Source organism: Sporosarcina pasteurii, from assembly GCF_041295575.1.
In the GTDB taxonomy this organism is placed as follows: domain Bacteria; phylum Bacillota; class Bacilli; order Bacillales_A; family Planococcaceae; genus Sporosarcina; species Sporosarcina pasteurii.
In genome coordinates, this window is record NZ_CP160452.1 from 2,808,599 (window position 1) to 2,820,123 (window position 11,525).

Annotated in this window: 13 protein-coding genes; 5 read left to right on the forward strand and 8 right to left on the reverse strand. The window is 39.1% G+C overall.

The window, feature by feature from the left end:
- The first annotated feature begins 119 nt into the window (after positions 1-119).
- Positions 120-1,301 carry a DHH family phosphoesterase gene (locus AB1H92_RS13540; protein WP_115363103.1) on the forward strand — a complete coding sequence of 394 codons (1,182 nt, stop codon included), beginning with the start codon at positions 120-122 and terminating at the stop codon, positions 1,299-1,301.
- Between the two features lie 153 nt (positions 1,302-1,454).
- Here AB1H92_RS13540 and AB1H92_RS13545 read toward each other — a convergent pair whose 3' ends face one another.
- The 6 genes from AB1H92_RS13545 to AB1H92_RS13570 form a co-directional block, all read right to left on the reverse strand.
- Entirely contained in the window at positions 1,455-1,754 is a 300-nt protein-coding gene (locus AB1H92_RS13545; protein ID WP_115363105.1) for a rhodanese-like domain-containing protein, read from the reverse strand.
- Positions 1,755-1,767: 13 nt separating this feature from the next.
- On the reverse strand, positions 1,768-2,127 hold the full coding sequence (locus tag AB1H92_RS13550; RefSeq protein WP_115363107.1) for a rhodanese-like domain-containing protein: 360 nt from the start codon (positions 2,125-2,127) through the stop codon (positions 1,768-1,770).
- 69 nt (positions 2,128-2,196) lie between these two features.
- Positions 2,197-3,891, reverse strand: a complete 1,695-nt coding sequence (locus tag AB1H92_RS13555; protein WP_115363109.1) for an FAD-dependent oxidoreductase — start codon at positions 3,889-3,891, stop codon at positions 2,197-2,199.
- A 222-nt stretch (positions 3,892-4,113) separates the two neighbouring features.
- Positions 4,114-4,368, reverse strand: a complete 255-nt coding sequence (locus AB1H92_RS13560; RefSeq protein ID WP_115363111.1) for a spore coat protein — start codon at positions 4,366-4,368, stop codon at positions 4,114-4,116.
- Between the two features lie 11 nt (positions 4,369-4,379).
- Entirely contained in the window at positions 4,380-4,565 is a 186-nt protein-coding gene (locus AB1H92_RS13565) for a hypothetical protein (protein WP_075526903.1), read from the reverse strand.
- 230 nt (positions 4,566-4,795) lie between these two features.
- Complete coding sequence (locus AB1H92_RS13570; RefSeq protein ID WP_115364166.1) at positions 4,796-5,401, reverse strand: cupin domain-containing protein; 606 nt, start codon at positions 5,399-5,401, stop codon at positions 4,796-4,798.
- A gap of 149 nt (positions 5,402-5,550) precedes the next feature.
- Here AB1H92_RS13570 and AB1H92_RS13575 point away from each other — a divergent pair, with 149 nt between their 5' ends.
- The 3 genes from AB1H92_RS13575 (at position 5,551) to AB1H92_RS13585 (ending at position 8,289) form a co-directional block, all read left to right on the forward strand.
- Complete coding sequence (locus tag AB1H92_RS13575; protein ID WP_243835668.1) at positions 5,551-6,822, forward strand: DUF346 domain-containing protein; 1,272 nt, start codon at positions 5,551-5,553, stop codon at positions 6,820-6,822.
- Between the two features lie 256 nt (positions 6,823-7,078).
- Positions 7,079-7,408: a helix-turn-helix domain-containing protein gene (locus AB1H92_RS13580; RefSeq protein WP_115363113.1), complete on the forward strand. Its 330-nt coding sequence runs from the start codon at positions 7,079-7,081 to the stop codon at positions 7,406-7,408.
- A gap of 29 nt (positions 7,409-7,437) precedes the next feature.
- Complete coding sequence (locus tag AB1H92_RS13585; RefSeq protein WP_243835666.1) at positions 7,438-8,289, forward strand: IS3 family transposase; 852 nt, start codon at positions 7,438-7,440, stop codon at positions 8,287-8,289.
- A gap of 71 nt (positions 8,290-8,360) precedes the next feature.
- Here the strand turns inward: AB1H92_RS13585 and rlmD are convergent, their stop codons facing one another.
- Positions 8,361-9,722: a 23S rRNA (uracil(1939)-C(5))-methyltransferase RlmD gene (gene rlmD, locus AB1H92_RS13590; RefSeq protein ID WP_115363117.1), complete on the reverse strand. Its 1,362-nt coding sequence runs from the start codon at positions 9,720-9,722 to the stop codon at positions 8,361-8,363.
- Between the two features lie 313 nt (positions 9,723-10,035).
- Between rlmD and AB1H92_RS13595 the strand changes: the two genes are divergently transcribed.
- Positions 10,036-10,464: an NUDIX domain-containing protein gene (locus AB1H92_RS13595; protein ID WP_115363120.1), complete on the forward strand. Its 429-nt coding sequence runs from the start codon at positions 10,036-10,038 to the stop codon at positions 10,462-10,464.
- A gap of 63 nt (positions 10,465-10,527) precedes the next feature.
- Here the strand turns inward: AB1H92_RS13595 and AB1H92_RS13600 are convergent, their stop codons facing one another.
- Positions 10,528-11,463, reverse strand: coding sequence for a diacylglycerol kinase (locus tag AB1H92_RS13600; RefSeq protein ID WP_115363122.1), 936 nt, complete (start codon positions 11,461-11,463; stop codon positions 10,528-10,530).
- Between the last annotated feature and the right edge of the window lie 62 nt (positions 11,464-11,525).

The window sequence follows — 11,525 nt, forward strand, 5'->3', positions numbered from 1 at the left end:
CTAACTAATTCTAGAGAATTTCGCTACATTAAACTAATTGATAGGCAAATAATATACAACTCTTTAGATGACTGTCACCACCACATTTTGACTATACTGTCATTCGAGGAGGGAAGGATATGTATAAGTTGTTGACGCATAATGATTTGGACGGCGTTGGATGCGGTATTTTAGCGAAAATTGCTTTTGGAAAGCAGGTCAAAGTACGCTACAACTCGGTTTCTGGCCTCGATCGCGAGGTTGAATGGTTTTTGGAAAATGATGATAAAGAAACATTTTTGTTAATTACGGATTTGTCGGTAAATGAGGAAAACGAGAAGAGACTTGAGGCGTTTTATCAAGATGGTGGAAAACTACAATTGCTTGATCACCATAAAACGGCACTTCACTTTAATAGTTATGAGTGGGGTCATGTCGTAATAGAGGATAACGAAGGAAAATTAACTTCAGCGACTTCACTATTTCATCAATACCTTGTTACACATCAACTTCTGGAACCTTCAGAATCTATCGCTGAATTTGTCGAACTCGTTAGACAGTATGATACATGGGAATGGGAAAAGAATGATAACCATTTTGCACAACGTCTTAATGCTCTCTTCTTCCTCATGACAATTGAAGAATTTGAAGATAAGATGATCAGTCGTCTGAATTCGAGTGATCATTTTAACTTCGATGAATTTGAAAAGAAAATACTTGATATGGAAGAAGATAAAATCGAACGCTACATTCGCCGAAAAAGACGAGAACTCGTCCAATTGAAAACCGGCGATCATTTTGCTGGAGTTGTTTATGCGGAATCCTACCATTCAGAGCTTGGCAATGAACTTGGCAAAGAATATCCACATCTTGATTATATTGTAATCCTAAATATTGGGGGTAAACGAGTTGGCTTTCGAACCATACATGATCAGATAGACGTCTCTGAAGTAGCGGGACAATTCGGCGGAGGCGGGCATGCAAAAGCTTCTGGATGCTCGTTAACCAAGGTGGCTTTCCAACAGTTCGTGGTGGACACATTCCACATAGAGCCATTAAGGGAAGATGCTAGAAGAAATCGCTATAATTTAAAACATTCTTCGTTCGGTTCTCTATATAAAAATCGAATGGAAGACAACTTTTTCCTTTATCCGGAAAATGAACAAGGATGGGCAATTAAACAAAATAACAAAAAGTTGGACCAGACCTTTACAAGTTTCGAAGAAGGCGAACGTTTCCTTAAAAGAAACCACGAAGCTTGGCTTGTGCGGGACGATGCTTTCGTCAATTATTTAATGGGCCGAATCAGGACTGATAAGTAAGGATACCTGTGTTAAAAATATTTTAGTGTATGATAAGAATCTTTTTTAACACAGGAACCCTAGACCTATCAAGATGACTAAAAAAGTATTAAGTACACAACCATTTTAAAATGGAAAGTGTACCTAATACTTGTCAGGTTTTAATGATTCATTTTATTCCAGTTCTCCTCGCCAATCATTCATTCCACCTGTCATATTTACGGCGTTGAATCCAAGTGCTTCTAAAATTCCACAAGCAGCTTTACTGCGATTCCCAGATTGGCAAACAACGACATAGTTTGTTTCTTTATCCAATTCATCTTTACGCAATGCAAGTTGAGTGAAAGAAATGTTCCTGGCACCAGGAATTTTCCCACTGAGTAACTCGGCCGATTCGCGAACATCAATAATGGATAAGTCCTTGCAGTCTTGTAACTGCCTTTCTACTTCTGCAGGTGTGATTTGTTTCGCCATCACGTTCTCCTCCTTATCGCCAAGCACCCATACCGCCTGTCACATTATAAACCTTTTCAAAGCCTTGTTTTTTAAGAATTGATGCTGCCCTTGCACTTCTCATGCCACTTTGACAAATCACAACGACTTCTTTGTTTTTATCTAGTTGGTCGGCTTTTCTTGGCAAGTCCCCAAGCGGAATATTTTTAAACTGCGGCTGGTGGTTCGCTTTATATTCACCAGGTGTACGTACGTCAATAAATTGCACTTGTTTATCTTTTAATTTATCTTTCGTTTCTTGCACCGATATATTCGTAACGCCTTTTGTTGGCAGAAAACGTCTCATAACAAATACAACTAACAGAATAATGATTAACCATTGAATAATGTCCATTTGAGTACTTTTCACTCCTTATATGTGTTAAAGCCGTTATCGAAAACGGCTTTAACTTCCCTCAATCAATTATTTAAAATTGTATTCCGTAACAATCTTCTCTCTTCCAGTAACTAAATCATTGTAGTATTCATGCAGGCTGATGCCTAAATAAGAACCTGAAATGTTGTACACATTTTTGTAGCCTAAGTTTTCTAGCGCAATGACCATGTTATAACTGCGCTGTCCTGAACGACAGTGGATATAAACAGGTTGGTCTTTTGGAATTTCATCTAGACGGTCTCTAAATTCACTTAATGGAATATTGACTGCATTTTTTAGATGGCCCCGATTGTATTCACCTTGTTCTCTTGCATCAATAATGAAAGCATTATTTTCCACTAACTCACGAACTTGCGACACTTTAACCTCTTTGTATCTTCCGTATAGTTGATTGAGCGCCACTAATGCCGCGTGGTTGACGACATCTTTTGCTGTTCCCATCATTGGGGAATAAGATAGTTCTAGATCTTTTAAATCCTCTAAAGTTCCATTCATTGTAATCATCGCCGCAATGACGTCAATTCGTTTATCAACATTTCCCTTACCGATTGCCTGGGCACCTAATAATTTCCCTGTTGGCACTTCATACACTAATTTAAAATGCATCGGACTGCTATTAGGCATTAAACCAACTTTATCCGCTGGAATAATATAAACAGAATCATAGCGAATGCCAGCATTTTCAGCCATACGCGCATTCAATCCTGTTGACGCTGTATTAAGACTAAACAAATGCATAGAAGATGAGCCAATGACCCCTTTATTTTGGTTCGGGATTCCATACATATGGTCTGCTGCCGCTCTTGCTTGCTTTTGCGCAGGACCTGCTAATGCGAGTCGCGTAGGTGTATGCGTTAGTTTATGATAAACTTCAATCGCATCTCCGACAGCATAAATATCTTTATCGCTCGTTAAATAATTATGGTCAACTTTTATCGCACCTGTACTGCCAATTTCAAGGTCTGCTTTTTGAGCTAATGTAATTTCAGGTCTTACACCAATCGCCATCACAACAGCCTCTGCCTTTACTTCTTTACCCGATTGAGTTTGAATATAGCCTTCGCCGATTTTATCCAAACCGTCATTTAAAATTAAATGAACACCATTGTCTACCATTTCTTTATGCAAGATTTGCACCATATCATGATCTAATGGCATCATAATTTGATTCGCAAATTCAACTAAAGAAACATTGTATCCTGCCTTTTTTAAGTTCTCAGCGACTTCAACACCAATAAATCCACCGCCAATCACGGCAATATCTTTCAGACCACGATGTTGAATAAATGTATTTAAGTTTTGGATATCGACGACGTTACGTACTGTAAATACATTTTCGTTATGAACGCCTTCGATGTTTGGACGAATCGGTGCTGCGCCAGTAGAAAGCACCAACTTATCATAGCTTTCTTCATACGTTTCATTAGTTAGTACATTTTTAACCGTAATCGTTTTCGCATCTCGATTAATTGCCACAACTTCTTGGCTAACTCTAGCTTCGATATTGTATCTCTTTTTGAACGTTTCTGGTGACATTAATACAAGGTCGTCACTATTTTCTACAACACCGCTCAAATGATAAGGAAGGGCGCAGTTTGAGAAAGATACATGTGGCCCCTTTTCAAACATAATCACTTCAGCTTGTTCATCTAATCTTCTAACTCTAGCCGCTGCGGAAGCTCCTCCTGCAACTCCACCAACAATTAATATCTTTTTACTCATTAACAACGCGTCCTTTCCTTTTATAAATTATCTTCCCTCATGCTTTACCTGTAGGGGTATATTTTATTCAAAATAAAAATTAGCTTTTTGAAGTATTTACTCTAGCATCATCATATACCCCTCACCGTATGTTGTCAAGCCTTTGAAATCCAAAAAACCGAATCTAATGAAAGCTAGATTCGGTTTGACCATAATGGGTATGCTATTTTGGTGAATACAACGTTATTGTGGAGAAGATAACTGGGCTTTTACTTGTTGAACGACTTCTTGGGAAGCTGGGGCAGCTGGCGTATAATATCCTTTTTCAAGTGCATATTTATAGATGATTCTCTGCCGTGATTCATCTTGGTTCCTCATATTGATTAAAGTCTGACGTAGTTCTGAGTTATTTGCTTGAGATATCATATTTGCATATCCAGTGAGACTTGCATTTATTCCAGCTAAATAATCGCTAACCATTTCTTTATCTTGTAACATCTTAAAACCTCCTATCCTAAAAATGACATCAGTTGTTGTTCTGCTTGCTTCGCCGCTTGGGCATCTCTTTCAAATATTGTTTTCAGTTCCGGGTCTGAACAATTTTGGGCATACGTTTCTAATTTTTTCACGATTAAGCCATGGCCGCCGATAAGATGTCGTAAATTTTCAACTTCTAATTCGGTTAAATTATGCATAATTGTACCTCCCTTTATAAAGATTACATATTTATTTTGCCCATATTGTTTAAATTAATGCAGAAATAACAAAAAAAGATAAGCAAAGAAAGTGGTGACCACTAACTTTTACTTATCTTTCTGTTTTTAACCGTGCCAGTCACTCAAACATTCATGACATTCGTGACATTCACGTTTATTACAATTAACGTGATTTTTTTAGTGACTGTCACCCTTTAATACCGAGTATATCAATTGTTTTGCCCATACCCCGCTTCCGCTTCCATCGCATCATTTTTTGTAGCATGGACAGTGCCACGCGGATGTGCTGGAGGTGCGTATATTGAATAAAGTTTAAGTGGCCTATTCCCTGTGTTCGTTAAATTATGCCAGGTTCCAGCTGGAATGATAATCGCAGAGTCCTCTTCAATATTCCTCACAAAATCTAAGTTATTTTGACTACTTCCCATTCTAACAATACCATTGCCTTGTTCTACACGTAAAAATTGATCGAATTCTGGATGTATTTCTAATCCAATATCTTCACCTACCCGAAGACTCATTAACGTTAATTGTAAATGTGGACCAGTCCATAAAGCCGTGCGGAATGTATTGTTTTGTTTGGTTGCTTCATCGATATCCACTACAAACGGCCTTGGTCCATAATCCCTTAAGGGTATTGTTTCATCATAATCATCGTCATTATCATTGAAGTCTATTTGTCCTACATGACCTGGAGTATTCCAGTATCCATACTGTCCACCATAGTTATACATTTGGGCATGGGCATGGGCATGGGCATGCGCATTGACATAATAAGGATTTTGATATTGAACCCCATACGGATAATAGTAAATTGCTCTCAATCCTTTCACGTTTTATCAAAATATACTATGCACATCTGTTTGAGAGTGTACCTAGTCACCTGCTAGATTTGTTCATGACATAGGTAACCAAATAAGCCTTGCCTTGCATATACTGACTCTGTAATAGAGGAGGTAGTAAGTTGTATAGATATTTATATCAAGCACCACATTATTATAATCAACCGCATCTATATGCGAATCATCCGTATATGTATGCAAATCAACAACAGGCATTTGGAAATCCACAGCATATGGCAGTGAACCAACCACAATTAATTTCGAATCAACGCCCAACTGCGCAGGAAATTATGCAAATACTTCGTTCGCAACACAGAAACTTATATTCAGAGCTAGATCAAGCCGGTATGCCCCGTGCTATAACTGATTATGTATTTCTACTCGTAGTTAACTACACACTCAACCAGGCAAACACAAATCAAACTGCAACCCAAATCTACAATCAATTTCAGCGCCAATTCCCATGGTTAAATCTACTGTATAGGCAATTTAATATCCCGCAAAATGTAGTCGATCGAATCCTAGTGAGGGTCATCCAAATTACGTTGAATGAACTTGGAGATGGCGGCCAACAACCTGGTCGCGACTGGATAGGATGGGAAGACCTAGGGGGAGTATTAACATCAGCACCTACAGTCGCTTCTTGGCAGCCAAATCGACTCGATGTATTTGCAAGAGGTACGGACCAAAGCCTGTATCACAAATGGTGGGATGGTCGAGGTTGGAGCAATTGGGAAACGCTTGGTGGCGTATTAACTTCAGCGCCTGCTGCAGTTTCCTGGGGACCTAATCGAATTGATGTTTTCGTAAGAGGAACCGACAATAGTTTATATCATAAATGGTGGGATGGAAGTCGTTGGAGCGATTGGGAGAGCCTTGGTGGTGTCCTAACGAGTGGGCCCGCTGTTTCGTCACGCCGTCCGAATCAACTGGATGTATTTGTAAGGGGAACGAATCAAAGACTCTATAAAAAAACATGGAATGGTTCTCGCTGGGAAGATTGGGAAGACCTTGGCGGTACACTAGCCTCTGAACCAGCGGCTGTATCTTGGGGTCCTAACCGGATTGATGTTTTTGCTAGAGGTCAAAATCAGGATTTAATTCATAAATGGTGGGATGGATCTAGTTGGAGTAATTGGGAGAGCCTTGGCGGGGTATTGACAAGTGGCCCTGCTGTATCTTCAAGCCGTCCAAATCGACTCGATGTATTTGTAAGAGGAACAAATCAAAGACTGTATAAACGAACATGGAATGGATCTCGTTGGGTAGACTGGGAGGACCTTGGCGGCTCAATTACATCGGCTCCCGCAGCTGTATCTTGGGGACCTAACCGGACAGATGTATTTGCCAGAGGAGAAAATCAAAACCTCATCCATTTGTACCGTGGGCGTTAAAGGAAATTTTGCTGACAGATTGATATAGAAAAAATACGTTTTAAAACAAAAGTATCAGGCGCTCGAATTGATCGAGTACTTGATACTTTTCACCATGTTTAAAAGCGGGACAGTCACCCAAACATTCATGAAATTCATGTTTATTCAAATTAACACGACTGTTTTAGTGACTGTGGTCGCCCCCCTTATAATGGACACAAAGTGGGTATAGTATTGTACCAACAATATTTCTAAATTATAAAAAGGGGTTGATCTTATGGTTTACCGACCACGTAGAAAACGAAGCATTTATACATCACCTGAGGATAAAATAAAAGCAGTTGAGCGTATTTTAAGGGAGCATATACCTACAAAACAGATGGCGGAAGAGATAAACGTAAGTCAAACTAGCATTCAACAATGGGTCAAGCAATATAAAAATCATGGACCACAATCATTTCTAAAAACTGATAAGAACACTAATACAACCACTACTGTAGAGGTAGGAGAATTAGAGCGTTTAAAGGCGATTGAAGTTGCTTACGAGGAGCAGCGGATTCAGGTGGAAATTCTAAAAAAGTTCCAAACCTTTCTCAAACAGAAGTAAAGTCTGTTTATTATGAAGCTATCACACGTTTGAGAAAGGAGTACACAGTTCGGCAGCTAGCTAAAGCATTCGGTGTATCTCCTAGTGGTTATTATGCATATTTAAAACGTCCTAAAAGAGTGCTCACTGAACGTGATTGGAAAGACAAAAAGATGATTCAAAAACTTTACAATGAGACAGGTGGCACCTATGGTGCAAAGCGAATTGCAGGTACTTTGAAAGAGCAGGAGAAATATGTGATTAATCATAAACGGGTTGCCCGTTTGATGGACGAAATGTGCATTAAAGCTAAAGTGAGAAAGAAAAAGACAACTCAGGAAAAGAAACAGGTCGCCGCTGGTTACATTTATCCGAATTTGTTAAAACGTGATTTTAATGCGTTTTTCCCAAACCATAAATGGGCAATGGATGTAACAGAAATCACTTTTGACGATACAAAAATTTATGTATCGACTCTAATAGACCTCTTTAATCGGGAGCCGATTGGTTTTCAAGTTGGCTATCATTCTGACATAACAATGATGGAGGCCACAATCCGTCAAGCAATGGAAGAACGTCAATTAAAGGATTTAAGCCAAGTAACGATTCATACGGATCAAGGGAACGTCTATCGTTCTTATCGCTATCGCCAGCTGTCAAGGGAGTTGAAATTTACACCAAGCATGTCACGCAAAGGGAACTGTTATGATAACGCCTTGGTTGAATGCTTTTTTTCTCACTTGAAAGTTGAATTCCCGCTTTTATTTCCGGTTTCTACAATCAAGCAACTGTTAGAGGATTTACCGAAATACGCTTTATTTTTCGCGAAAAAACGTAGTCAGAAAAGACTTGGGTATTTATCGCCATCGTCTTTCCTAACTACGTATTGTAAGGGTGCTTAGTGGCACAATTTAAGTTATTATTCTGTGTCCATTTTCATGGGGCTTGACCACTGTCACCATATGCCCATCTTTTAAATCTCTAACCAAGCCACACACTCGACATGACTGCTTTGAGCAAACATTTCAACTGGTTGCACTTCCTGCGTTCGGTATCCGCCTTCTTCCAGAATTCGTAAATCCCTTGCGAGTGTCGCTGGATTACAGGATACGTACACGATTCGTCTTGGTTTATATTCCAATATTGTTTCTAATAGTTTTTCATCGCAACCTTTACGTGGTGGATCGACCATGAGCACGTCAAAGCGCTTTCCTTCTTCGTACCATTTGGGGATGACCACTTCTGCGGGACCTGCTTCAAAATAGGCATTGTCAATTGCGTTCAATTCTGCATTTCGTTTTGCATCTTCAATCGCTTGCGGAACAATTTCAACACCGTATACTTCTTTTGCTTGTTTAGCTAAAAACAATGAAATTGTGCCGATCCCACAGTACGCATCAATCACGGTTTCATTACCTGTAAGCTGAGCGTATTCTAATGCTTGTCCGTATAAAACCTCCGTTTGTTCAGGATTTATTTGATAAAAAGAACGTGCGGAAATCTCAAATTGGATATCTCCAATTGTATCGACGATGAAGGGTTTTCCGTGTAATAAAATGGTTTCCTCGCCGAATATGACATTCGTTTTTTGTGTGTTGACGTTTTGCATAATTGACGTAACTTCTGGAACAACACTTTTAATGACGTCAATGACTGCTTCTTTTTGTGGAAACTTTTTTGTGCGCGTAACGAGGACAACCATTAATTCGCCAGTTGCACGCGCTTTTCGAATGACGAGATGACGTAGCATTCCCCGATGATTGATTTCGTCATATGCCCGAATGCCCAATTCGTGTAATTTATGTTTGAGTGTAGACATCAGTTCATCGGCTTCTTCGCTTTGAATAATACAAACATCTGTATCGACAATATCATGCGTTCGCGTTTTGTAAAATCCTGCAATCGTTTCTCCATTTTTTTCGCTAAATGGAATTTGGGATTTATTGCGGTAACGCCATGGATTTTCCATTCCCTTAACTGGATGAACCGGAACATGCGGCAGTTTTCCAATTCGGTCCATCACATCGCGAACGGTTTTCCGTTTTTGAACAAGTTGTGCTTCATAAGATAAATGTTGAAGCTGACAGCCTCCACAATCCCAAAACACATGACACGGTGGCTCTACTCGGTCAGGAGATGCTTTTTTCACTGCAATTAATTTTGCTAAACCGTATTTCTTCATCGGTTTCGTCACTTGTACTTCTACTTCTTCTCCCGGCAATGCATTCGGAATGAAAAGCGGATATCCATCAACTTTCGCAACACCTGAACCATCATGTGTTAAATCTTCCACATAGACCGTTAGGCGGTCATTTTTATTTACAATATATGCCATTATTTTTCCTCCAAAATTCTTCTGCCTTTAGTTTACCACGGTACGTATGAAAATACAGACGACATCCGAAGTATTAAGCTCTTTTTTAATTTGTTAGCACTTGACACTAAAAACGATTTCATAACCTACGTTTAATTTCCTTAATTCAACACAATATAATAGCAGAAAATAGGTTTACCTATGTTGAATAAAGGTTATAAAACGATTAGTTAATTCTTCTTTCAAAACCAACAATAATCTTTCTTATAAAACACTTGAGAATAGAGTGAATATTTGGTATTGTTAAATGTACACATAAAAAGAGGTGACAAATATGAAAAGAAAACGAAAGGTACTCGCCTACATTACGCGGGGGGAAGAACCGAATTGGGAACTTTTAGTATTTGAACATAAACATCATGACGCAGGCATGCAAGTTCCTGGTGGAACAATTGAAAACGACGAGCTTGTCATTGATGCGCTTTACCGAGAAATTGAAGAGGAAACAGGAATCCCTAGGGAACACCTCGAATTGAAAGGCAAAGTAAATAAAACCAATTATTTTCCAAAAAACAAAGAAGCCATTTATGAAAGAAATATATTCCATTTAGCTTATACTGGAAAAAATTTAGACGCATGGGAGCACCGCGTAAAAGGAGAGGGAAAGGATAAGGATATGATTTTTTGCCTTCGCTTCATTCCGATTAAGCAGCTACCGGATCTTGCGGCCAACCAAGACCAAGCAATTCCACTTTTAATTTAACAAAGCTATATCCATGTGATTCCTTTATGAATCACATGGATATAGCTTTTGTTTTGCGTATACTTATACAGTTTTATCTGATTCAATATCAATTAAATCTTCAGGACGTAAAGAATCAATCGGTGCAAACATTTCAATATGACGATGTAAATTTCGGAATGTCGCTGGCAGTACACCACCGTATTCACCGTCTAGGTTCAGTAGAACTTTTGCTGGTGAAGTTACCGTAATTTTTTCAGCTTTAGCGGAAATGACCAGTGGGTCATCTAAATGTTCTCCGCGTAATGCTAGAGAAGCAACGCGAATAAATTCAGCGATATTACATTTCTTTAATATGAGTAAGGTAAATTTACCGTCATTGATACTTGAATCAGGCGCTAATTTTTCAAAACCGCCTACTGAATTCGTTAATCCAACGAGAAACAACATTGCCTCATCATCAAATACTTCGCCGTCGTATTCAATCTTGACATGTGATGAATTAATTGACGGCAACATTTCAATCCCTTTTAGATAATAAGCTAATTGACCAAGCATTGTTTTCAACTTGCTTGGGACATCATACGTCAATTCTGTAACGCGTCCACCACCAGCAATATTAATAAAATATCGCTCATTCATCATCCCAACATCGACTGGAATCGTATCGCCATTTACAATGATATTGACCGCCTCGTCAATATCGCGAGGAATTTTTAATGCTCTTGCAAAATCATTTGTCGTTCCCATTGGAATGAGCCCGATACGCGGCCTTTTTTCAAAGGGACTTACACCAGCAATGACTTCGTTGAGTGTGCCATCTCCCCCTACTGCAATAATGAGGTCAAATTCACGTTCTACAGCTAGCTTCGCCGCCACAGTGGCGTCACCTTCCGCTGTTGTCGCATGGCAAGATGTTTCATAGCCAGCTATTTCAAGCTTTTCTAACACTTCGCCGATATGCTTCCGAAAAATTTCTCGTCCAGCTGTCGGATTATAAATGATTCGTGCACGTTTCATTTGTCTAATCCCTTCCTATTTCATCTTTTTAATTTCATCTTTACTATTTCGATTTTAACTGA